Raw genomic sequence first — 23,427 nt, forward strand, 5'->3', positions numbered from 1 at the left:
TCTCGAAAAAGCGGTTGTAAAATCAAGTCATTTTTTTATTCAGAAAAATGTAAGCGATTTCTAAAATGAATTTAAACAGAAGATAAGAGTGGGAGGAAGAAGAGTTTTAAAGTAGGTACTGAGAAATAAGATTGTCGCCAGAGAAACTGGGCTCTTGCAGTAGCTGACTGCTTTTGTTCATTAGGAGAATTTGATGAAACAGTATTTTTTTGAAAGAAGTCGTATATTTAGTATTCGTAAACTAACGGTTGGTGTAGCCTCTGTGGCAGTTGGACTGGCTTTTTTTGCATCTGGAAATGTTGCCGCTAACGAAGTTGTGACAGAGCCAAAACTGGAAGTAGAAGGTCAAGCAAAAGAAGTAATCGATGTTGATAAAGAAAAAGCGGAAGCAGTTAAGGAAACTAAAGAAGTAGTGAGTCCTGTTAATGAAGAAGTTGCTAAACAAGCAGCTCCTGCTATAGAAAAAGTAACAGAAGAGGCTAAAACTACTGAAGAGGCTGGAGATTTACTTCCAGAAGAAATTCCTGACCGTGCTTATCCTGATACGCCAGTGAAAAAAATTGATACTTCAACTATTGTATCAGAAAAGGATAGCCCGAAAGTAGAAACTAAGAGTATTCTAAAAGCTGAAGAAGCAAGTGCAACTGGAGGAGAGAAAGAAAATAGAGCCATTATCAATGGTGGTCAGGATCTCAAACATATTGACTATGAAGGACAACCAGCTACATCTGCGACTATGGTTTATAGCATTTTTAGCTCTCCACTTGCAAATGGTGGAAAGCAGGATTATCTCAATTCTGGCTCTGGTATCTTTGTTGCACCAAATATTATCTTGACAGTAGCACACAACTTCTTAGTCAAGGATGCGGATACCAATGCGGGATCTATCCGTGGTGGTGATACTGCTAAATTCTACTACAATGTTGGTTCAAATAGTCCCAAGGTAAGATCTTTGCCAAACTCAGGAAAGACGGTTATTTTCAAGGAAAAGGATATCCATTTTTGGAATAAAGATAAGTTTGGTGAAGGTTACAAGAATGACCTAGCCTTGGTCGTAGCACCTGTTCCACTTCAAATCGCTAGTCCAAATAAGGCCGCAACCTTCACTCCTCTGGCAGAGCATCGGGAATACAAAGCTGGAGAACCTGTTAGTACCATTGGTTATCCTACAGATTCAAGCTCACCAGAATTGAAGGAGCCGATTGTTCCAGGACAGTTGTATAAGGCTGACGGTGTTGTTAAAGGTACTGAAAAATATGATGATAAGGGAACAGTAGGTGTTACCTATCGTTTGACTTCTGTATCAGGCCTTTCTGGTGGCGGTATTATCAACGGTGATGGCAAAGTCATCGGAATTCACCAACGTGGTACTGTTGACAATATGAACATTGCTGAAAAAGATCGTTTCGGAGGAGGTTTGGTCTTGTCTCCAGAACAACTAGCTTGGGCTAAAGGCATCATTGAAAAATACGGTGTCAAAGAAGGCTGGTATCAAGGTGACAACGATAATCGCTATTACTTTGATTCAAAAGGACAATTACTCAGAAATACCACAGCTGTCATCGGTGGAAACAAGTATGCCTTTGATAATAGTGGACTTGCTACCCTAGTTGAAGGTGTTGACTATGGTCGTGTAGTTATCGAACATGTGGACCAAAATGATAACCCAGTCAAAGAAAACGATACTTTTGTAGACAGGGCAGAAGTTGGAGCACAATTCAATTATAACTACAAATCGGAAATTGAAAAAACAGATTTCTACAAGAAGAATAAAGAAAAATATGAGATTGTTTCAATTGGTGATTCTCCAGTCAATAAACAATTGAAAGACGCTTGGGATGAGGATCATAGTGTTGTGAGCAAGGCTCCCGCAGGAACTCGTGTCATTAAAGTAGTCTATAAAGTTAACAAAGGTTCCTTTGAGGTTCACTATCGCTTGAAAGACTCTAATAAAGAGTTAATAACTGCAGATGTGGACAATAACGAAGGCAAGGAGTACGATGTTTCCTTTGTTCATAGATTCCAAGCTAAAGAAATTGCAGGTTATCGTGCAGTCAATGCAAGTCAAGAAGCAACTATACAGCATAAAGGGGTGAATGACGTTATTTTTGAATACGAAAAGATTGAAGATCCAAAACCAGCAACTCCTGTAACTCCAGTGGTTGATCCAAAAGATGAAGAAACAGAAATTGCTGCTTACGGTCCACTTCCAAGCAAGGCTCAATTGGACTACCATAAAGAAGAATTGGCTGCCTTCATCCACTATGGTATGAATACCTATACTAACTCTGAGTGGGGGAACGGTAGAGAAAATCCTCAAAACTTTAACCCGACTAACCTTGATACAGACCAGTGGATTAAGACATTGAAGGACGCTGGATTCAAACGAACAATTATGGTTGTTAAACACCATGATGGATTTGTAATCTATCCTTCTCAATATACAAAACATACCGTAGCTGCTAGTCCATGGAAAAATGGTAAGGGTGACCTTCTTGAAGAAATCTCAAAATCAGCAACTAAGTATGACATGAATATGGGTGTGTACCTATCACCATGGGATGCAAATAATCCAAACTATCACGTGAATACTGAAAAAGAGTACAACGAATACTACCTTAACCAACTCAAGGAAATCCTTGGCAATCCTAAATACGGGAATAATGGTAAATTCATCGAAGTATGGATGGACGGTGCGCGTGGTAGTGGAGCTCAAAAAGTAACCTATACCTTTGACAAGTGGTTCGAGTACATCAAGAAAGCTGAAGGGGATATCGCTATCTTCTCTGCTCAACCGACAAGCGTACGTTGGATTGGTAATGAACGTGGGATCGCTGGAGATCCAGTTTGGCATAAAGTCAAGAAAGCTAAAATCACCGACGATGTGAAGAATGATTATCTCAATCATGGAGATCCAGAAGGAGATATGTACTCAGTTGGTGAAGCAGACGTTTCTATCCGTTCAGGTTGGTTCTACCATGACAATCAACAACCAAAATCAATCAAAGATTTGATGGATATTTACTTCAAGTCTGTTGGTCGTGGAACGCCACTTCTACTCAATATTCCACCAAATAAAGAAGGTAGATTCGCAGATGCAGATGTCGCCCGCTTAAAAGAATTCCGAGCAACCTTGGATCAAATGTATGCGACTGACTTCGCTAAGGGTGCAACAGTTACTGCAAGCTCTACTCGTAAGAATCACTTGTATCAAGCAAGCCACCTAACAGATGGTAAGGATGATACCAGCTGGGCACTAGCAAATGATGCTAAGACAGGTGAATTTACTGTCGATCTTGGTCAAAAGAGACGCTTTGACGTAGTCGAACTCAAAGAAGATATCGCTAAAGGTCAACGAATCTCTGGGTTCAAGGTTGAAGTTGAACTCAACGGTCGTTGGGTACCATACGGTGAAGGATCAACTGTTGGTTATCGTCGCCTTATCCAAGGTCAACCAGTAGAAGCACAAAAAATTCGCGTGACCATTACTGGTGCACAAGCGACACCTATTTTGACAAACTTCTCTGTTTATAAGACACCAAGCAGTATTGAGAAAACAGACGGCTACCCTCTAGGATTGGATTACCATTCAAATACAACAGCTGATAAAGAAAATACAACTTGGTATGACGAATCTGAAGGTATTCGCGGAACATCTATGTGGACAAACCAAAAAGATGCAAGTGTAACCTACCGTTTCAACGGAACTAAGGCTTATGTCGTATCTACAGTGGATCCAAACCACGGTGAAATGTCAGTTTACGTAGATGGTCAGAAGGTTGCAGACGTGCAAACCAATAATGCAGCTCGTAAACGTAGCCAGATGGTTTATGAAACAGGTGATTTGGCTCCAGGTGAACATACCATCAAACTTGTTAACAAGACTGGTAAACCTATTGCGACTGAAGGTATCTACACTCTTAACAATGCCGGCAAAGGTATGTTTGAGATGAAAGAAACAACTTATGAAGTTCAAAAAGGTCAACCGGTTACTGTAACCATTAAGCGTGTTGGTGGTAGCAAAGGAACAGCAACAGTCCATGTTGTAACAGAACCAGGAACAGGGGTTCATGGTAAAGTGTACAAGGACACAACAGCTGACTTGACTTTCCAAGATGGTGAAACTGAGAAAACAATCACGATTCCAACGATTGACTTTACAGAGCAAGCTGATTCAATCTTTGACTTCAAAGTGAAAATGACTAGCGTTTCTGATAATGCCCTCCTTGGTTTTGCTTCAGAAGCTACGATTCAAGTGATGAAGGCAGAACTACTCCAAAAAGACCAGACAAGCTATGACGATCAAGCAACTCAGCTTGACTATAGCCCAGGTTGGCACCGTGAAACCAATTCATCAGGTAAATACCAAAACACTGAGTCTTGGGCATCATTCGGTCGATTGAATGACGAGCAAAAGAAAAATGCTAGTGTAACAGCCTACTTCTACGGAACAGGTCTTGAAATCAAAGGTTTTGTTGATCCTGGACATGGTATCTACAAGGTTACTCTAGATGGTAAAGAACTTGAGTATCAAGATGGTCAAGGAAATGCCACTGATGTAAATGGCAAGAAGTACTTCAGTGGTACAGCAGCTACACGTCAAGGCAATCAGACTCTCGTTCGTTTGACTGGACTCGAAGAAGGTTGGCATGCTGTGACCTTGCAATTGGATCCAAAACGTAATGATACTACGAGAAATATTGGTATCCAAGTTGACCAGTTCATCACTCATGGTGAAGATAGTGCTCTTTATACCAAAGCAGAGTTAATTCAAGCCATGAAGAGCTGGAAGGATGAATTGGCTAAATTTGACCAAACAAGTTTGAAGAACACTCCAGAGGCGCGTCAAGCCTTCAAGTCAAACTTGGATAAATTATCTGAGCAACTTTCAGCAAGTGAAGCCAATGCACAAGAAGTTCTGAAGACAGCAGCAGCTTTACAAACAATCCTTGATAAGGAAGAAAATTATGGCACAGATGATACGCCAACACCAGATCAGCCAGAAGAACCAAACTATGACAAGGCTATGGCAAGTCTGACCGAAGCGATTGAAAGAAAAACAGCTGAGCTCGGTGATGACAAGGAAGCTAAGAAGAAGCTAGTTGCACTAACAGAGCAAGCCTTGGCAGCCATCCAAGAAGCTAAGACTCAGGATGCGGTAGATAAGGCCTTGCAAGCAGCTTTGGCATCTATCAACAGTCTTCAGGCGACTCCGAAAGAGGAGCCGGCTCCAGAAGAACCAAAACAGCCAGAAGAACCAAACTATGACAAGGCTATGGCAAGTCTGACCGAAGCGATTGAAAGAAAAACAGCTGAACTCGGTGATGACAAGCAAGCTAAGAAGAAGCTAGTCGCACTAACAGAGCAAGCCTTGGCAGCCATCCAAGAAGCCAAGACTCAGGATGCAGTAGATAAGGCCTTGCAAGTTGCTTTGGCATCTATCAATGAGCTTCAAGCGACTCCGAAAGAGGAACCAGCTCCAGAAGAGCCAAAACAGCCGGAGGAGCCAAGTAAGCCAGAAGAGTCTAAAGTTGACTACCATAAGGCAATTGCAGATTTGACTGAAGCTATCGAGAAAAAAGCAACAGAACTTGCCGATGATGTAGCTGCTCAGGAAAAACTCGTTGAACTAGGAGAACAAGCTCTTGCAACTATCCAAGAAGCGAAGACCCAAGATGCTGTTGAAAAGGCCTTGCAAGACGCTTTGGTATCCATCAATAAGCTTCAAGCAACTCCAAAAGAGGAGCCAGCTCCAGAAGAACCAACACAACCAGAGGAGCCGGCAAAACCAGAAGAACCAAGCAAGTCAGAAGAACCAACACAGCCAGAGGTACCAAGCAAACCAGTAGAGCCTAAGCTTGACTACGATAAAGCTATGGCAAGCTTGTCCGAAGCCATTAAAAGTAAAACAGCTGAGTTGGGTGATGACAAGGAAGCTAAGAAGAAACTAGTTGAACTAGCAGAACAAGCCTTAGCTGCTATTGAAGAAGCCAAAACTCAGGATGCAGTAGATAAGGCCTTGCAAGCAGCTTTGACATCTATCAACAATCTTCAGGCGACACCAAAAGAGGAACCAGCTCCAGAAGAGCCAAGTAAACCAGAAGAGCCTGCAAGACCAGAGGAGCCAAGCAAACCAGAAGAGTCTAAGATTGACTACGATAAAGCTATGGCAAGCTTGTCCGAAGCCATTAAAAGTAAAACAGCTGAGTTGGGTGATGACAAGGAAGCTAAGAAGAAATTAGTTGAACTAGCAGAACAAGCCTTAGCTGCTATTGAAGAAGCCAAAACTCAGGATGCAGTAGATAAGGCCTTGAAAGACGCTCTGACATCTATCAACAATCTTCAGGCGACACCAAAAGAGGAACCAGCTCCAGAAGAGCCAAGTAAACCAGAAGAGCCCGCAAGACCAGAGGACCCAAGTAAGCCAGAAGAGGAAGTGAAACATTCAAATCTTCCAGCTGAAGGTGTTAAAGAATTGAGTGTAACTCAACCAAGCCTTGAAGTAACGACAGAGCCGATTGCCTTCAACACTATTCGTCGTGAAAATTCTCTTCTACCTAAAGGTAAGGAAAAAGTCGTTTCTGAAGGAAAAGACGGACAAGTAACGACCTATGTAGAAGTTGACGGCAGCGTTCGTAAAGTTGTTAAGGTTGAACGTGAGGAAGCTCAAGACCGCATCGTTGAAGTCGGTACTCAAGAAGGAACTGCTATGCCGACAGAAGGCGTTATGAATTTGGACTTTAATCTACCAAATCTAAAAGTAGAGAAAGAACCAATCGCCTTCAAGACTGTTCGCCGTGAGAATGCTGATTTAGCTAAAGGTAAGGAACAAGTTGTTTCTGAAGGAAAAGACGGACAAGTAACGACTTATGTAGAAGTCGATGGTGACAACCGTAAGGTTCTTAAGGTTGAACGTGAGGAAGCCCAAGACCGCATCGTCGAAGTTGGAACCAAGGAAGAAAGTCCATCAACTGATAGCACATTGAAGGTCTTGAAAGATTCATCAACAAACTTGAAACTGATTGCTCGAGAAGGGGACCTCAATGGTGGTTCTGTTCTAGAGGTCGATAAGGTTGCTAACCAGGTCTTGGAAGGTCGCCGTTTCGATGCTTATCAAATTCAATTGAAGAATGAGAAAGGAGAACTTGTTCAATTGAAAGGTGCAGCCCTTGTTCAAGTTGCTGTGGCGTCTGATGTAGCCAATGTCTATGCTATGAATGCAAATCAAGAATTGCAGGAAGTGAAGTTTGAACAGAAAGGTTCAGCACTTGAATTTGTAGCTCCACACCTAGGTGTCTATGCGGTAGTCTACAAGGATGCAGCTCAACCAAGTGCACCAGCAAATGTAGAAACTCCTGCTCCACAACCTATGGGAGAAGATAAGCCTTTAGCAGAAGCGAAGGGAACTGTAGCAGATTCTGCTAGCAAACAGTTGCCGGCAACAGGAGAAGAAGTAAGTTCAGCTCTCTTGCCTGCCCTCACTCTTGTTTCAGGAATGATGCTATTCTTCTTCAAAAAAGATATGAAGGATTAGCAGAGACTAAATCAAAGAAAGTGTTTTAAACACTAAAAAAGGGAGTCCCATAGTGGACTCCTTTTTGTGGGGAAAAATATTTTAAATAGAAAACCCTGAATGGTTTTCAATTTCAGGGCTTTCTATGTCTTGTGTTTCTACGATAACCATTCAATCTATTATTCTCCCAATAGCTATTAAAGATTTTTTCTTTACTTTCGCGATCGATCTCTAGGAAATAAGCGTAGAGTAAATCAATGATAATCAGCATTGGAATCTGAGCAGAAATTCGTTGAATATAAGATGCTTGGTTTTGGCTTGCGACCAAAATGGTTTCTGTAAATGCTTTAGTATCCTTATTCGGTGAACTTGTAAATAGAACTGTCTTAGCTCCCATATCCTGGGCATCTAATAAACTATCGATGATGGACGGTGTTGTTCCTGAGAGGGAAAAACCAAAGACCAAACATTTTTCATCAATGATACTAGTCGTCCAGGCAAAACCGTCTGGATCTGTTAAGGCTTCACAGACGACACCCAATCTCATAAAACGTAGCTTCATCTCACGTGCGACTAGACCAGAACTCCCAGTTCCGAAAAAATACACTCGTTCTGATTGTTCAATCATCTGAGCTACACGTTCCAACTGCTCATCGTCAATCAATCCTTGAGAAATTTCTCGCACATTTGCATAGCTTCTGAGAACTCGTTGAGTCAAAGGGTTCATATCCTGTTGAGGAGCAGAAAGAGTGTCTTTTTGTTGTTGATATTTGAAGATGAATTCTCGATAGCCCTTAAAACCACACTTCTTGGCAAAACGAGTGAGCGCCGCCTGGGAAATATGAAGTTTTTGCGTGACTTGTTGAGAGGATAAGTCATCGTTTATGGTATCTGCCTGCAGAAAATAGCGAGCAATTTCTTGCTCTAAATCGGTCATTTCTTCAAAGTGAAGCTCAATGATTGTAGAAATATCTTGCTTATTCATGGGACTCCTTTGATAGCTATTTGCCAGAACTTATTTGATAAATCTAACAAATAAAATATCGCTCACTTCCATTATATCATAGAAAATAATTTTTGGACCAAAAAGGGAAAGTCTTTTCTTTTTCCATAATTTTCTACCTAAATTATGGTACAATGAAGAGTGTGATTTTGATTAGAAATGAGATTGATGTGTATGAGAAAATTCAATAGCCACTCGATACCGATACGGCTTAATTTGTTATTTGCAATCGTCATTTTGCTTTTTTTAACAATTATTGGCCGTTTGCTTTATATGCAAGTTCTTCATAAGGATTTTTATGAAAATAAACTAGCTTCTGCTAGCCAAACTCGAGTAACCATGGGTTCCGCTCGTGGAGAAATTTATGATGCAGCAGGAAAACCTTTAGTCCAAAACACCGTTAAACAAGTTGTTTCCTTTACACGAAGCAACAAGATGACTGCGGCTGATTTGAAGGATATTTCTAAAAAATTGTTGACTTATGTCACAGTCACTTCTCCAGAGTTGACGGACCGACAAATGGCAGACTACTACTTGGCGGATGCCGAAACTTATAAGAAAACAGTTGAAGCTCTTCCAAAAGATAAACGGTATGATTCAGATGGCAATCAACTTTCTGAATCTGAACTCTATAACAACGCTGCTAATAGTATTGCAGCTAATCAGATGGACTATTCCGAGGATGAAAAGAAGGCCATCTATCTCTTTAGCCAGCTCAATTCAGTTGGAAATTTTGCTACAGGAAATATTCAAACAGATCCTTTGAGTGATACACAGGTAGCTGTAATTGCTTCTGCTTCAAAGGAATTGCCAGGTATTTCTATCTCTACCTCATGGGATCGAAAGGTCTTAGAAACTTCTCTTTCATCTATTGTCGGAACTGTTTCTAGTGAAAAATCAGGCCTTCCTGCAGAAGAAGTAGATGCTTATTTGAAAAAAGGCTATTCGCTCAATGACCGCGTCGGGACTTCCTATCTTGAAAAACAATACGAAGAAGTCTTGCAAGGGAAACGGACCGTCAAGGAAATCCATTTGGATAAGCATGGAGACATGGAGAGCGTAGAGAATATAGAAGAAGGTAGCAAGGGAAAAAACATCAAATTAACCATTGATTTGGCCTTCCAAGATAGCGTAGACAGCCTCTTGAAGAGTTATTTTAATTCTGAACTTGCAAATGGTGGTGCTAAATACTCAGAAGGTGTTTATGCAGTAGCCCTTAATCCTAAGACAGGTGCTGTATTGGCAATGTCAGGAATGAAGCACAATGTAGAGACTGGAGACTTGACACCAGACTCACTAGGAACAGTGACCAATGTTTTTGTACCAGGGTCTGTCGTTAAGGCGGCAACCATCAGTTCTGGTTGGGAAAATGGGGTCTTGTCAGGCAACCAAACCTTGACAGACCAACCAATCGTCTTCCAAGGTTCTGCCCCTATCAATTCCTGGTATACCCCTTATTACGGTTCCTTTCCGGTTACAGCCGTTGAGGCTCTAGAATATTCATCTAATGCCTACATGCTTCAAACTGCGCTAGGAATGATGGGTCAGACCTATCAACCAGAGATGACAGTCAAAACCAACCAACTGGATTCTGCTATGGGTAAACTTCGTGCTACCTTTGGAGAGTATGGACTAGGAGTTTCTACTGAGATTGACTTGCCAGATGAATCGACAGGATTTATCCCCCAAAAATTTGACTTGGCTAATTATTTAACTAATGCTTTTGGCCAGTTTGATAACTACACACCGATGCAATTAGCCCAGTACGTTGCAACTATTGCTAACAATGGTGTTCGTCTAGCTCCACATATTGTCGAGGGAATATACGACAACAATGATAAGGGTGGCCTTGGGGAATTAATCCAAGCAATAAATACCAAGGAAATCAACAAGGTCAATATTTCTGAATCAGATATGGCAATCTTGCACCAAGGATTTTACCAAGTATCGCATGGAACTAGTCCCCTAACGACAGGACGGGCGTTTTCAGATGGCGCCACTGTTTCTATCAGTGGTAAGACCGGTACAGCTGAAAGCTATGTAGCTGGTGGTCAAAAAGCTAATAATACCAATGCCGTGGCCTATGCTCCAACAGAAAATCCTCAAATTGCAGTTGCAGTAGTCTTTCCTCATAATACCAATTTAACCAAAAATGTTGGGCCAGCAATTGCTCGCGACATTATCAATCTATACAACCAACACCATCCAATGAATTAGAAAGGAAGCCATGCTTTATCCAACACCTATTGCTAAGTTGATTGACAGTTATTCCAAACTTCCTGGTATTGGGATCAAGACAGCAACCCGTCTAGCCTTTTATACTATTGGAATGCCGGATGATGACGTCAACGAATTTGCTAAAAATCTCCTTTCAGCTAAAAGAGAGTTGACCTATTGTTCTATCTGTGGACGTTTAACCGATGAAGATCCCTGTTCTATCTGCACAGATCCAAGTCGGGACCAAACAACTATCCTCGTCCTAGAGGATAGTCGAGATGTAGCTGCTATGGAAAATATTCAGGAATACCATGGGTTATACCATGTATTGCATGGGTTGATTTCACCCATGAATGGAATTAGTCCGGATGATATCAACCTTAAGAGTCTTATGACTCGTCTTATGGACAGTGAAGTTTCTGAGGTCATCGTAGCCACCAATGCTACTGCTGATGGTGAAGCGACCTCTATGTATATCTCTCGACTTCTCAAACCTGCAGGGATTAAGGTTACTCGTCTAGCGCGAGGTCTAGCAGTTGGAGCTGATATCGAATATGCGGACGAAGTAACGCTCTTAAGAGCTATCGAAAATCGTACAGAACTCTAGTCTGTAAGATTAATGATAGAAGCAATTAGCTAGTAGATAAGATTTTAAGAAACATAGAGACTGGATTTGTTTTTAATCCAGTCTCTTTTTTGCTATTCAAGTTTAAAAAAAGAGACAAATGTGATATACTAAAGAGCAAGTATTCTAGTAGAAATAGGACAATCATATGAAACAAACAATTATTTTATTATATGGTGGACGCAGTGCAGAACGTGAAGTGTCTGTATTGTCAGCTGAGAGTGTCATGCGTGCGGTCAACTATGATCGTTTCGCAGTCAAAACCTTCTTTATCAGCCAGTCCGGTGATTTCATCAAAACCCAAGAATTTACCCAAACTCCTGGCCAAGATGAACGTCTTATGACCAATGAAACGATTGATTGGGACAAGAAAGTTGCTCCAAGTGCCATCTACGAAGAAGGAGCTGTTGTCTTTCCAGTTCTTCATGGACCTATGGGAGAAGACGGTTCCGTTCAAGGTTTCCTAGAAGTCTTGAAAATGCCTTATGTCGGTTGCAACATCTTGTCTTCAAGCCTTGCTATGGACAAAATCACGACTAAACGTGTCTTGGAATCTGCTGGGATTGCCCAAGTCCCTTACGTAGCCATTGTTGAAGGAGATGACTTGACTTCTAAGATTGCAGAAGTTGAGGATAAATTAACCTACCCAGTCTTTACCAAACCATCCAATATGGGTTCTAGTGTCGGTATTTCTAAGTCTGAAAATAAAGAGGAACTCCATCAAGCTCTCGAGCTTGCCTTCAAGTACGATAGCCGTGTCTTGGTAGAACAAGGAGTCAATGCGCGTGAAATCGAGGTCGGTCTCTTAGGAAACTATGATGTCAAGAGCACGCTACCTGGTGAAGTTGTCAAAGATGTAGCCTTCTATGACTACGAAGCAAAATACATCGATAACAAGATTACTATGGATATCCCAGCCAAGATTAGTGATGAAGTAGTAGCAGTCATGCGTAAAAATGCAGAAGCCGCCTTCCGTGCTATTGGTGGACTTGGTCTATCACGTTGTGACTTCTTCTACACAGATAAGGGAGAAGTTTTCCTAAACGAGCTCAACACTATGCCAGGATTCACCCAATGGTCTATGTATCCCTTGCTTTGGGACAATATGGGTCTTCCTTACCCAGAACTAATTGAGCGTTTGGTTGATCTTGCTAAGGAAAGTTTTGACAAGCGTGAAGCGCACCTATTGTAAAGACAGACATAAGGGCGGGGAAGGACTCCTTGCCCCTTTTTAAAGGAGTAAACATGAAACTTACGATTCACGAAGTTGCGCATGCCGTCGGTGCAAAAAATGATGTGACAAGCTATGCGGATAACCCGTTAGTCAAGGCAGAGTTTGATAGTCGCTTGATTGGAGCTGGGGATCTATTTGTGCCACTCAAGGGGGCGCGTGATGGTCATGACTTTATTGAGACGGCTTTTGAAAACGGTGCTGCTGTAACCCTGTCAGAGAAGGCAGTAGCAGGTCATCCTTACATTTTAGTAGAGGATGTTTTGACAGCCTTTCAAGCTCTTGCAGCTTATTACCTTCAAAAGACAGGAGTAGATGTCTTTGCTGTTACAGGTTCAAATGGGAAGACAACGACCAAGGATATGTTGGCTCATTTGCTTTCTACAAGCTACAAAACCTACAAAACGCAAGGAAATTACAATAACGAGATTGGCCTCCCTTATACGGTTCTCCATATGCAAGATAATACTGAAAAGCTGGTCTTAGAAATGGGGCAGGATCACCTAGGAGATATCCATCTTTTATCTGAACTCGCTCATCCAAAGACAGCTATTGTAACCTTGGTTGGAGAAGCTCATTTAGCCTTCTTCAAGGACCGTTCTGAGATTGCCAAAGGAAAATTGCAAATCGCTGATGGTATGGAGAAGGGGGCCTTACTGTTAGCACCGGTTGATCCCATTGTTGAGGATTATCTACCTGCTGACCAAAAAGTGGTTCGTTTTGGCCCAGGTGCAGAACTCGAAATTACAGAATTGATTGAGCGTAAGGATAGCTTAACCTTCAAGGCTAATTTCTTGGAGCAAGCCCTTGATTTGCCAGTAACTGGTAAATACAATGCGACCAATGCCATGATTGCATCTTATGTAGCTCTTCAAGAAGGAGTGACTGAGGAGCAAATTGGTCAAGCCTTCCAAAATCTTGAATTGACCCGCAATCGTACCGAGTGGAAAAAAGCTGCCAATGGAGCAGATATCTTGTCAGATGTCTACAATGCTAACCCAACAGCTATGAAGTTGATTTTAGAAACTTTCTCTGCCATTCCAGCCAATGAAGGTGGCAAGAAACTCGCAGTTCTGGCAGATATGAAAGAACTTGGAGACCAGTCTGTTCAACTCCATAATCAGATGATTTTGAGCATTTCACCTGATGTACTTGATACCGTTATTTTCTACGGTGAAGACATTGCTGACTTGGCTCAGTTAGCTAGTCAAATGTTCCCAATTGGTCATGTTTACTACTTCAAGAAAACAGCTGAGGAAGACCAGTTTGAAGCTATGGTTAAGCAGGTCAAGGAAAGTCTTGGTGCACATGACCAGATTTTGCTTAAAGGTTCGAACTCTATGAATCTAGCCAAGCTAGTAGAAAGTTTAGAAAATGAGTGCAACTGATTTCGCTAAAGCTATTCAGAGAATGTTGGCCATTACTGACACTGGACTGACCTATACCAAGGATCCTTTTGAGCGTGAACGTTATGAGGATTTACGGCAGATTTTATCAAGTATCTTGCAGGATCAAACAGAGCTCGATCAAGAGGAATTGACTGCAATTTTAAAACCAACAGGTAGCTATGCAACTCCCTTGATGGATGTGCGGGCATGGATTGTTCAAAATCAGAAGATTTGCCTGGTTAGAGGACAAGGAGAGGATACTTGGGCATTACCTGGTGGCTTTGGCGAGGTAGGATATTCTCCCAAGGAAAATATCCGAAAAGAAGTTCAGGAAGAAACAGGATTTTCGGCAGAAGTAGGTTCTTTATTGGCGGTTTTTGATACCAACCGCTTTCAACTTCAGAACAAACAGTATGCCAAGTTCGTTTTTGACTGTCAGTTATTGGATGGACAATTTCAAGAAAATCAAGAAATTGCAGAACTTGAATTTTTTGATATCAAGAATCTCCCACCCCTATCTGAAAAACGGATAACCCAAGAACAAATGGAAATTCTATGGCAGGTTTATCAGGGTGAGCGGGAACAATATGTCGATTAGAAGCTTTGCTTTATATTAAGATCGACAGTTTCTTTTACACAAAATTATAAGAAATAAATGTAAGCTAGGCTCTATAGAGATGAGTAAGAGGCCTGCTTATATGAAAATGAGGAAAGTTACATGAATGTTTGGGATGCTTTATTTAGCACGCAGCCGACGGAGCCACCCCGATTTGATCTTCTTTGGTATGGAAGTCTATTTAGTTTATTGGCATTGACTGTATTTCTTGCCTATCGCTATGGTGATAAAAAAGTTTGCCAACGATTTTTCCAGATTTTACAGGCTCTGCAGTTAATCCTGCTCTACGGTTGGTATTTGGTCAACCAGATGCCTCTAACAGAAAGTCTGCCCTTTTATCATTGCCGTTTAGCAATGTTTGTAGTGCTTTTGACCCCGGGTGTCTCTAGAGTCAAACAGTATTTTGCTGTTCTCGGAACCTTTGGGACTTTGGCGGCCTTTGTTTATCCAGTGCCAGATCCCTATCCCTTCCCCCACATCGCTATCCTGTCCTTTATTTTCGGGCACTTAGCCCTCTTTGGAAATTCCTTGATTTATCTTTTGAAGGACTATGATGCTAGCTTATTGGACTTCAAACGAATCCTAATCATCACATCTTCGCTTAATGCGCTGATCTTTGTGGTTAATCTAATGACGGGTGGAGATTATGGCTTTTTGACAAAACCACCATTGGTTGGAGACCACGGTCCTTTGATCAATTATTTAGTCGTTACCCTATTCTTGACTTTCGCCATTTACATAGTCTCTAAAGCTTTTCAGACCATGCTTGAGGAGAAGGGTGAAAGAAGATTACGAATCTGGCAGAAATAAAAAAATATTTTCCCAACCGCTTGACTTTTATCTGAGAATTTTGATACAATAGTAGGCGGTATTGTTTACCCCATTTGTAAGGCCCCGGAACCTTTCAAATAACTTGCGGACCGGAACATCCGCCCTGTAAACAAAAACGACATTCATATAGGAGAAATCATGAACAAAACTACATTCATGGCTAAACCAGGCCAAGTAGAACGCAAATGGTACGTTGTTGACGCAACTGATGTACCTCTTGGACGCCTTTCAGCAGTTGTTGCTAGCGTGCTTCGCGGAAAAAACAAACCAACATTCACACCTCACACTGATACAGGTGACTTCGTAATCGTTATCAATGCTGAAAAAGTTAAATTGACTGGTAAAAAAGCAACTGATAAGATCTACTACACTCACTCAAACCACCCAGGTGGATTGAAATCAATCTCTGCTGGTGAACTTCGTTCTAAAAATGCAGTACGTTTGATCGAGAAATCAGTTAAAGGTATGCTTCCACACAATACTCTTGGCCGCGCTCAAGGTATGAAATTGAAAGTATTCGTTGGAGCTGAGCACACTCACGCTGCACAACAACCAGAAGTTCTTGATATTTCAGGACTTATCTAAGGAAAGGAACAATAAAGTATGTCACAAGCACAATATGCAGGTACTGGACGTCGTAAAAACGCTGTTGCACGCGTTCGCCTTGTTCCAGGAACTGGTAAAATCACTGTTAATAAAAAAGATGTTGAAGAGTACATCCCACACGCTGACCTTCGTCTTGTAATCAACCAACCATTCGCAGTTACTTCAACTGCAGGTTCATACGACGTTTTCGTTAATGTTGTAGGTGGTGGATACGCTGGTCAAGCAGGAGCTATCCGTCACGGTATCGCTCGTGCCCTTCTTCAAGTAGACCCAGACTTCCGCGATTCATTGAAACGCGCAGGACTTCTTACACGTGACTCACGTAAAGTTGAGCGTAAGAAACCAGGTCTTAAGAAAGCTCGTAAAGCATCACAATTCTCAAAACGTTAATCAATACGATTATATCAACGTTTCAAAGCACTCACAGGTTTGCCCTATGGGTGCTTTTTTCTATGCTTTCTACGAGAATTTGCCCTAAAAATTGCCCTAAATTTGCACTATTCATTTTTAATGTGTTGATAGGCGACATGTCCAGCAGATAGGGGAACAACGTTTGAAGTATTGACATAAGTCTTGGTTGTAATCGTATCACTATGGGTTAATGCTTCTGAGATAGCTTCTAAGCTCATACCAGCTTTCTTAGCAAGTGTCGCTCCTGTATGTCGCAATTTATGCGGTGTAGCGTGTTTTAACTTTGGGTGTCGCCTTTTTACGGAGTTCATTTTGTTATTGAGATAATCAACATGTAGAGGGCTATTTACATTACCTTTCGTATCTATATAGGTAAAGACTAGTTGATCAGGTGTTTGCATTATACCAAATTTCGCTAACTCGTATTTCTGTTGTTTTTTCCATTCTGAAAGAAGTGATACAAGGTAATTAGGAATTGAAAAAATTGTTTTCTTATTTCCTTTTGTTGACTTTACATTCTTGTATTTGTCAAGTGCATGTCTTAAGTCAATTTGAGCATTTTCCAAGTCTATATTTTTCCAATGTAGAGCATAGGATTCTGATTTTCTATCGCTCAGAATAAAGGTTGTAAAGAATAGGACATAATCTTTCAGTGATAATTTATCGTTCTCCAAATCTTCTCTAAAAGCATCAAACCAGTCTTGTAAATCTTCACTAGACAGATATAGATCTTCCTCATTTTTAGCTTCTTGGAGTTTTAGCTTTTTGGTGTCTTTAATTCGTTTAATTGTCTTGGATAATCGATTTGATTCTATATACTCTAATTCTTCAGCCCAATCGAAAATTGAGTTTACATAGCTTCGAATAACCTTGAAATTAGCATACTCTTCAGCTTTAGCAGTCATTAAGTTTAGGACGACTTGCTTATTCTGATTTAGAAAATTGATTGAATAATTGCCGAACATTGGTAAGATATGCTTTCTAAAAACAGTTTCAGTATTATCAATAGTAACTTGAGTTGGAGGCTTAGTTGTTGAAGTTGTTTGACCAGCTTTGTATGAATCCCACCAAATATTATTAAAGAACTCAGAGAATAGAATATCACTGGTTTTAGAAAGTGGTATATCTTCACCACTTTCAAGTTGATGTATCTTAGTTAAAATCTCTAGTTCAGTTTCTTTAGCCTCCTTTCTTGTTTTATATCGTTTAACAAAGTGATTCCCTTTAATCCCCATTTTAGATCGGATTTCTTTAGGTATATACACTTTAAGATTGTAAGTGTTACTATTTGTTTTTGTAACAGCCATGATGTTCTCCTTTTACGAGCCAGGATATATCATTAGAGATATTATAGCATAGCTTTTCTACAAAGCCATTTATCAATCTCATTTTTATTGAATCGAACAGTCTTACCAATTTTAATAACGGGAAGACCTTTTTGTATCCAGCCATCTAATGTGTTGTTAGAAATACCTAGATATTGGCAAGTTTGTATTTTGTTGAGATAAGGGCTATCTAGTCCCAAATCTTCTTTGAAATGAGAAATCTCATGTTGCAAGAGTTTAGTAATCATCGACTGTATTTCTTGAACTTGTTCTGTTGGTAGAATGACTTGCATTTCTTCGTTACTCCTTACTTAACTTTATTTTTTTGTATTTGACTTTATTATCAATTAAGTGTCCATTACGGAATACTTTGCTAATATAGTTGCTTTCAAATAGGATATCTTCATTTTTAACAAGGTCATCTAAAGATTCACTTGTAAAAAATTTTATCTCTTCAGGCTTTTGTAAATTACGAGAAGAATAAAAAGCCTTTTTTCCTAGACTCTCTAATAATTCCTGTCCTATGCCTTTTTCCATGTATTTTGCAACATAACGGCCAGCATTAGAAGAATCATCTAAGCTATTTAGTTTGTTTATCCGAACTGCACCTAATCCCCAAATTGTCAATAATTCTTTATGAGGGATAAATGGAAAAGAAAAAAGGAGAATGTGTGCATGCCACGCTCCCCTTTTTTGTCGTTCTAATACTGCAATATATTTAATAAGTCTTTTTTTGGAATGGTATATGTGATAGTTTAAACGTTTAATAAATTTATCAAAAAGTAAATTAAATTCATATCTGTTTTGTATATTTTCTTTAGTAGTAAGGGTAAGGAAACTAGTTCTTTCATCAAAATTTGTATCTATTAGGCGTTGAAGTTTCCATTTAGAATTTTTACGAGTATTAGAAATTCTTTTTATTCGTTCATCTTGTTCAGCAGTTGTGAGTTCTTCAAAAGTTCTACGTTTCTTCTTTTCTTTTAATGAAATGTGTTCTTCATCAATTTGAGTAGTGTCATTTGAAAAAATTGGAGATTCGTATTCCCATATTTCAAGGTACGAAGAAGTTCGGATAATTTTGCGATTGTAAGTCACAAAATCATCTCCTTTTCTCGTAATGTTTGCTTATATAATAAATAAACTAGGAGGAGCAAAGCTCCTCTGCACTTCTATCATGTGTTTCTAGGCATCGCTCCACTAAACACGCTTCCAGCTTGCCGACCTCCAGTCGGCAGTTTTGCCTAAGAGCACATGATTAAAAGTTATAGAAAGTGATATTTCTTAGTAATTGTATCATAGCAAAGAACAGGTATTGTTTTGCTATGATTTACATCACCGTCAATGAAGTAATGGCTTTTACTATCAAAGTAAATTTTACCTTGGTAAGTTTTATTTTTAGCTACTTCCCAAGAAGCAACATGACCGGAAATAATATCTTTTAAAAAATCACCAATAGTAATAGGAAATTTATTTGTAAATATCTCAGGACTCGTTAGCTCTTTCCAAAATTTGCCAGCTTCTTCATCAATACCAGCATGAACAAAAATTTGGGTATCAGTTTCATAATAACGTTTATCCTTATATCGTTTTTTTAACCAGTTTATGAATGGGATGAACTTGATATTATTTTTAATTTCATCTCTAACACCTGTTTCAAAGTTGTTAGGATTCGATTTTAAGATATAGTCCAATTCCTCTAGAGAGAAGAAACTCTTTATTGTTTCTGGAAATGCAGAAGAAGTAGGCTTTTCTAAAATCAACCAATCATAAAACCATTCTTCATGATTTCCTAAAAGAGTAATAATTTGATTAGAATAAAGTTCCTCAAGTTCAATTATTTTTGAAATAACTTGAAAAGATTGAAGTCCATTGTCAATATAGTCTCCGATTAGAATAAGACGGTTATTTTTATCAGATAGATCTACTTTACTGAGAGCGCATAAGAACTCATCTAGGTAACCGTGTATATCAGATATTGCAAAAAGTTTAGTCATAAATAGTATCACCGAATTATTTAGAAATAGGGACTACATCGTTACAAGAAAACCATAAATTCCCGTTAAATTGTCCAACTGTTAAATTAGATAATTTAATGGGGCATGTTTTTTTATCTGATAATAATTGAGGAGTAGCCGTAGGAGATAACGTATTAACTTTTATCTGGATCATTTCCATAAAGAAATCAGAATCCTCATCTTGAATTGAAACATTAAGACGTAGTGCTACAGGTTTATTTGTTTCTCTGTCTAAAACTTCTGTATATCCTTTTACTGCCACGAATTTATTTCCTAATAATTCTGGTTTAAGAAAATCGTTAATTTTCATATAATACCTCGTTTCTTTTTGTCATCGCTTAAGCGATGAGGAATAGATATTTTTGCTGAAAATCTATTGAATTTAAGCAAAAATATCTATTGAAATCATTTTGACTTTGTTATGTATAATTGTAGTTCTTTTATAAAATCGAATTGCGTTGTATCAAGATAAGGACTTTCCCAATATTGAGCTTTTTCTTTCCCTGAGCCCTGCATATAAAGATATCCTGCTCCTTTTTCTTCAATAGATTTAAACTTGTCAGGAGTAGCCGTGCCAAATACCATGCGGTATCCCTCTATTGAGTTTTCTCCTAAAGCTATCCTCAGTCCTAAATTATCTCTAAGATCAGTGTTTAGAGTTTCAGCTCTCATTTGTTGAGCAGATATAAGAATAAATACTCCTGCTTGTCGACCTAGTAGGATAATTTGTTTGATACCGTCCATTACTTCGGTGATAACTTCTTTAGATTTTTTATCTGTTGCTGAAGCTTGAAATGCTCCCATCTCATCAAATATAAGCCATACTGGTTTAAAGCCATGGTCGGCAAAATTTGAACCGTAATGAAAGTTTTCACGCATGGTTTGATATCGTTCCTGCATTTGTTCAACTACCAAACGTACAATACGAGCAATATTATTGGGAGTTGTAGCTACATATTTATCGCTTAAATAATGAGATAAACTACCTAAATCACTGTTCTTGGGATCTGCAATATATAGTGTTGAGTTTCTTTTAAGAAGCTCAATAATTAAGAAAGATATAAATATAGATTTTCCACTACCTGTACCACCTGAAACTAAAATATGAGGACATTTTATAGGATTATAAGTTATATCGTATCCTAAGTCTATATCAAGATTATCTATCTCTTTTTTATGACTGTGGGGTGATAATATTAGTCTATCAGGTTTCTTGTAATAAAAGTGATATTCCACAATGTTAGGATGATTAATTTTTTCTTCTAGTTCAAGTTCGAGAACTCCGGCTAATACATCATCAAGTGTTTGAACCTTTTTACTAAATTCGTCACCTCTGATAAGAGCTTTAATAATAATACGACCGTTTTGATTATCTAATTCATATTTTAAAATCGCGCTTCTGATTATTTTTTCGTAACCTGAATTATCCATTTCCGAAGTGTAGAGATGATTTGTATATAAAACAAATAGTAAGCTTTCTCTGATAATTAAATCAAAATCTAGAACGTATCTAAAATCTTTTAATGTATTATTTATTTTATAGATTGCTAGAATACTAAGGACGATACAGAGGATTTGAATAAAAGCAGGTGCTCTAATACTTACTATTAAACCTAATAAAGCAAAGATAGAAAAGACAATTATTATCAGATGTAACCATTTTAAACGTGAACTTGTAATAACATAATTTCTTTTTAAGTTAGCTTCTTTTTTTAGTTTAAACATAAACAAACTCTTTTCTAGTAGTAAAACAACTATACAAATATTTATATAAGGAACCTAAGCAAGATCTGCTTAGGTTATTGTTGTGTCTTCCAATAGGAATATACAACAAGTTTAATGATGTAGCTAAGTCTTGGTAATCTAGTAGCGCCATCTTCTTTCATTAAATGATATCGAAATTCATCAAGACCATTTAGAACATTTTCATCTAAATAGAGTCTAGGGGTTACTGATGTTTCTAGACTAGGATTGATATTTTTGATATCTTTTTCCATTTCTTGACGTAGTTTTTGCCATTTGTCAATGGAGTAATGTTTTGTGTTTCTATATGCTTCTTCAATTACGCTTCCAATAGAAGCTTTCAAAACAATATTGAAAGATACACCATTTAATTCATCGTAATGATTTGATAGAAGTGTTTGTTCTAGTGTACTTAGAAAATTATTTTGATTTAGTTCTTTGATTTTACGTTCTTTATTTTGAATAAGCTCGTCTATCCACACTTTAGCTTCATATGCAAGACGAACACTTTTATATACTCTGACCATAAATCCTCCTTTTTAAAATTCGTTAGAAAATTTTATTGTATCCATATTTTCAATTTCTTTATAGAAATTGAAATCTTTTTGATCTAATTGATCACAGATTTGTTTAATAATAAATTTACCTCGTTCTTCAATTCGCTCATTGACTTTTTTGAGGAAAATTGGAAAATCTGTTTCTTTAGGTAAGAGCTTGTCATCATGATTATCCCAAAATAAATCTACGTTATAATCGCTATTAACATATGGTTGAAGATAGTACATCTTTATGAAGTTTGGCCATGCTTCAGGAGATAAAATATTTAAAAATTCTTGAAGTGACATTAAAGTAATGTCCCAGTAGTCATATAGGCACATGCCTCGGCCGCAATTCATCCAGTTAGGTAAAACAGTGAAATTTCCAATTGTATGAGTCAATTCTGCAAATTTTTCAAAATTATCTTTATTTTGACTCATAATATCAAATTTTTGGTAATTCTCATTATAGTATAAAATTGTGTATTGTTTATTTAGATATTCTTTAGGGTTAATACCAATTTCTTTATATACTTGATCACGATTTGAACTTTTCATAATAGCTTTAGTAAAAGTAGTTGAAAAAGAATTTATAGTTTCTCCTCTAATGATACTATATTGTGACTCTTGCCATCCCAAAAGTTTATATAGATAGAATGCTTCCTTATCGCAGTCGGCAGATTCACCAATTCTGTCTGTTGCTCGAAAAATAGTAGGATTAGTAAGTTCATTATTTCTATATTTTAAAAAGTTTGTTATACTATCTGATGTTAGTTTATCAGAATAACAATTTTTAAAATCCCATTCCCATGGTTTGATATTATTTTCGTCACAATATTTCAACCAATCAATAACTTCTTGATGTTCCATAAGTTTTTCCTTTCAGTTTTATTACGGTAATATTTAATTTTGAGAATCTTAAGCGATTGTTTGAAGAGTATTTTTTACTTTATGATGATCTAGTGCTTACAGCGTAAATGTATGCTAAATAATTGGCGAAATCTCCCTGGCGTTGTCGATCTTCTGTAATTTTATCAAACCAGCTAGTATTTCCTCCTGTAGATTCGATTTCGCTTTTTAGTGCATTCAATTGTATGATGAAAGCATTATGAGAAGAGGTTCTAAGAGTTCCATGCTTATCTTGTTTTTCTTTTGATACTGTTGCTGATTTGACACGAATCTCAGTATACTCTGCAGCTAACTCAATCAACATTGTCCAGTCATCGAGAAAAATTGGATCTTTTATGTCAAATGAACTAATTAGTTCATTATAAATCTTATGTGCATCTTCAAAAGTCAAAGCAGTTTTCTCTTGAAGAAAATCTGAGTAGGTAGAAATTTCCATAAGTAACCTCTCTTTGAAAAAA

General features: G+C 38.5%; 19 protein-coding genes. 9 read left to right on the top strand and 10 right to left on the bottom strand.

The window, feature by feature from the left end; translation table 11 throughout:
• The first annotated feature begins 193 nt into the window (after positions 1-193).
• Positions 194-7,534 carry an alpha-L-fucosidase gene (locus tag ACVAMZ_RS01590; RefSeq protein WP_461684839.1) on the top strand — a complete coding sequence of 2,447 codons (7,341 nt, stop codon included), beginning with the start codon at positions 194-196 and terminating at the stop codon, positions 7,532-7,534.
• 112 nt (positions 7,535-7,646) lie between these two features.
• Here the strand turns inward: ACVAMZ_RS01590 and ACVAMZ_RS01595 are convergent, their stop codons facing one another.
• On the bottom strand, positions 7,647-8,498 hold the full coding sequence (locus ACVAMZ_RS01595) for a MurR/RpiR family transcriptional regulator (protein WP_303407270.1): 852 nt from the start codon (positions 8,496-8,498) through the stop codon (positions 7,647-7,649).
• A gap of 192 nt (positions 8,499-8,690) precedes the next feature.
• Here ACVAMZ_RS01595 and pbp2b point away from each other — a divergent pair, with 192 nt between their 5' ends.
• The 8 genes from pbp2b to rpsI all read left to right on the top strand — a co-directional run bounded on the left by pbp2b (position 8,691) and on the right by rpsI (position 16,420).
• A complete protein-coding gene (pbp2b, locus tag ACVAMZ_RS01600) occupies positions 8,691-10,733 on the top strand; it encodes a penicillin-binding protein PBP2B (RefSeq protein ID WP_461684840.1) in 2,043 nt (680 codons plus the stop codon).
• Between the two features lie 10 nt (positions 10,734-10,743).
• Complete coding sequence (gene recR, locus ACVAMZ_RS01605) at positions 10,744-11,340, top strand: recombination mediator RecR (RefSeq protein ID WP_045613513.1); 597 nt, start codon at positions 10,744-10,746, stop codon at positions 11,338-11,340.
• Between the two features lie 166 nt (positions 11,341-11,506).
• Positions 11,507-12,550 carry a D-alanine--D-alanine ligase gene (locus ACVAMZ_RS01610; protein ID WP_461684841.1) on the top strand — a complete coding sequence of 348 codons (1,044 nt, stop codon included), beginning with the start codon at positions 11,507-11,509 and terminating at the stop codon, positions 12,548-12,550.
• 53 nt (positions 12,551-12,603) lie between these two features.
• Positions 12,604-13,977, top strand: a complete 1,374-nt coding sequence (locus tag ACVAMZ_RS01615) for a UDP-N-acetylmuramoyl-tripeptide--D-alanyl-D-alanine ligase (protein WP_461684842.1) — start codon at positions 12,604-12,606, stop codon at positions 13,975-13,977.
• Positions 13,964-14,575: an NUDIX hydrolase gene (locus tag ACVAMZ_RS01620; RefSeq protein ID WP_368910763.1), complete on the top strand. Its 612-nt coding sequence runs from the start codon at positions 13,964-13,966 to the stop codon at positions 14,573-14,575. Before ACVAMZ_RS01615 ends, ACVAMZ_RS01620 begins: the two co-directional genes overlap by 14 nt.
• 120 nt (positions 14,576-14,695) lie before the next feature.
• Positions 14,696-15,403 (top strand): YwaF family protein, encoded by a 708-nt coding sequence (locus tag ACVAMZ_RS01625; RefSeq protein WP_368910762.1) that lies wholly within the window; start codon positions 14,696-14,698, stop codon positions 15,401-15,403.
• Positions 15,404-15,562: 159 nt separating this feature from the next.
• Positions 15,563-16,009: a 50S ribosomal protein L13 gene (gene rplM, locus ACVAMZ_RS01630; protein ID WP_002876943.1), complete on the top strand. Its 447-nt coding sequence runs from the start codon at positions 15,563-15,565 to the stop codon at positions 16,007-16,009.
• A gap of 18 nt (positions 16,010-16,027) precedes the next feature.
• The gene (gene rpsI / locus ACVAMZ_RS01635; protein ID WP_002893764.1) at positions 16,028-16,420 is read left to right on the top strand and encodes a 30S ribosomal protein S9; all 393 of its coding nucleotides are present in this window, start codon (positions 16,028-16,030) and stop codon (positions 16,418-16,420) included.
• 107 nt (positions 16,421-16,527) lie between these two features.
• On the opposite strand, the gene ACVAMZ_RS01640 is transcribed toward rpsI, so the two are convergent.
• The 9 genes from ACVAMZ_RS01640 to ACVAMZ_RS01680 form a co-directional block, all read right to left on the bottom strand.
• A complete protein-coding gene (locus tag ACVAMZ_RS01640) occupies positions 16,528-17,748 on the bottom strand; it encodes a site-specific integrase (protein ID WP_461684843.1) in 1,221 nt (406 codons plus the stop codon).
• A gap of 41 nt (positions 17,749-17,789) precedes the next feature.
• The gene (locus ACVAMZ_RS01645; protein WP_268713972.1) at positions 17,790-18,059 is read right to left on the bottom strand and encodes a helix-turn-helix domain-containing protein; all 270 of its coding nucleotides are present in this window, start codon (positions 18,057-18,059) and stop codon (positions 17,790-17,792) included.
• A gap of 7 nt (positions 18,060-18,066) precedes the next feature.
• Positions 18,067-18,861 (bottom strand): rolling circle replication-associated protein, encoded by a 795-nt coding sequence (locus tag ACVAMZ_RS01650; protein ID WP_461684844.1) that lies wholly within the window; start codon positions 18,859-18,861, stop codon positions 18,067-18,069.
• 167 nt (positions 18,862-19,028) lie between these two features.
• Entirely contained in the window at positions 19,029-19,760 is a 732-nt protein-coding gene (locus ACVAMZ_RS01655; RefSeq protein ID WP_461684845.1) for a metallophosphoesterase, read from the bottom strand.
• A gap of 16 nt (positions 19,761-19,776) precedes the next feature.
• The gene (locus tag ACVAMZ_RS01660; protein WP_033680730.1) at positions 19,777-20,091 is read right to left on the bottom strand and encodes a hypothetical protein; all 315 of its coding nucleotides are present in this window, start codon (positions 20,089-20,091) and stop codon (positions 19,777-19,779) included.
• 95 nt (positions 20,092-20,186) lie between these two features.
• Positions 20,187-21,506: an FtsK/SpoIIIE domain-containing protein gene (locus ACVAMZ_RS01665; RefSeq protein WP_461684846.1), complete on the bottom strand. Its 1,320-nt coding sequence runs from the start codon at positions 21,504-21,506 to the stop codon at positions 20,187-20,189.
• 74 nt (positions 21,507-21,580) lie between these two features.
• Positions 21,581-22,051, bottom strand: a complete 471-nt coding sequence (locus ACVAMZ_RS01670) for a hypothetical protein (RefSeq protein WP_461684847.1) — start codon at positions 22,049-22,051, stop codon at positions 21,581-21,583.
• A gap of 12 nt (positions 22,052-22,063) precedes the next feature.
• A complete protein-coding gene (locus ACVAMZ_RS01675; RefSeq protein WP_461684848.1) occupies positions 22,064-22,930 on the bottom strand; it encodes a hypothetical protein in 867 nt (288 codons plus the stop codon).
• Positions 22,931-23,009: 79 nt separating this feature from the next.
• Entirely contained in the window at positions 23,010-23,405 is a 396-nt protein-coding gene (locus ACVAMZ_RS01680; RefSeq protein ID WP_461684849.1) for a hypothetical protein, read from the bottom strand.
• Positions 23,406-23,427: the final 22 nt, after the last annotated feature.

The sequence above is a fragment of the Streptococcus sp. KHUD_017 genome, assembly GCF_054861245.1.

Coding starts and splice junctions, on each gene's coding strand:
- ACVAMZ_RS01590 (WP_461684839.1), top strand. CDS start 194: ATGAAACAGTATTTTTTTGAAAGAAGTCGTATATTTAGTATTCGTAAA.
- ACVAMZ_RS01595 (WP_303407270.1), bottom strand. CDS start 8,498: ATGAATAAGCAAGATATTTCTACAATCATTGAGCTTCACTTTGAAGAA.
- pbp2b (WP_461684840.1), top strand. CDS start 8,691: ATGAGAAAATTCAATAGCCACTCGATACCGATACGGCTTAATTTGTTA.
- recR (WP_045613513.1), top strand. CDS start 10,744: ATGCTTTATCCAACACCTATTGCTAAGTTGATTGACAGTTATTCCAAA.
- ACVAMZ_RS01610 (WP_461684841.1), top strand. CDS start 11,507: ATGAAACAAACAATTATTTTATTATATGGTGGACGCAGTGCAGAACGT.
- ACVAMZ_RS01615 (WP_461684842.1), top strand. CDS start 12,604: ATGAAACTTACGATTCACGAAGTTGCGCATGCCGTCGGTGCAAAAAAT.
- ACVAMZ_RS01620 (WP_368910763.1), top strand. CDS start 13,964: ATGAGTGCAACTGATTTCGCTAAAGCTATTCAGAGAATGTTGGCCATT.
- ACVAMZ_RS01625 (WP_368910762.1), top strand. CDS start 14,696: ATGAATGTTTGGGATGCTTTATTTAGCACGCAGCCGACGGAGCCACCC.
- rplM (WP_002876943.1), top strand. CDS start 15,563: ATGAACAAAACTACATTCATGGCTAAACCAGGCCAAGTAGAACGCAAA.
- rpsI (WP_002893764.1), top strand. CDS start 16,028: ATGTCACAAGCACAATATGCAGGTACTGGACGTCGTAAAAACGCTGTT.
- ACVAMZ_RS01640 (WP_461684843.1), bottom strand. CDS start 17,748: ATGGCTGTTACAAAAACAAATAGTAACACTTACAATCTTAAAGTGTAT.
- ACVAMZ_RS01645 (WP_268713972.1), bottom strand. CDS start 18,059: ATGCAAGTCATTCTACCAACAGAACAAGTTCAAGAAATACAGTCGATG.
- ACVAMZ_RS01655 (WP_461684845.1), bottom strand. CDS start 19,760: ATGACTAAACTTTTTGCAATATCTGATATACACGGTTACCTAGATGAG.
- ACVAMZ_RS01660 (WP_033680730.1), bottom strand. CDS start 20,091: ATGAAAATTAACGATTTTCTTAAACCAGAATTATTAGGAAATAAATTC.
- ACVAMZ_RS01665 (WP_461684846.1), bottom strand. CDS start 21,506: ATGTTTAAACTAAAAAAAGAAGCTAACTTAAAAAGAAATTATGTTATT.
- ACVAMZ_RS01670 (WP_461684847.1), bottom strand. CDS start 22,051: ATGGTCAGAGTATATAAAAGTGTTCGTCTTGCATATGAAGCTAAAGTG.
- ACVAMZ_RS01675 (WP_461684848.1), bottom strand. CDS start 22,930: ATGGAACATCAAGAAGTTATTGATTGGTTGAAATATTGTGACGAAAAT.
- ACVAMZ_RS01680 (WP_461684849.1), bottom strand. CDS start 23,405: ATGGAAATTTCTACCTACTCAGATTTTCTTCAAGAGAAAACTGCTTTG.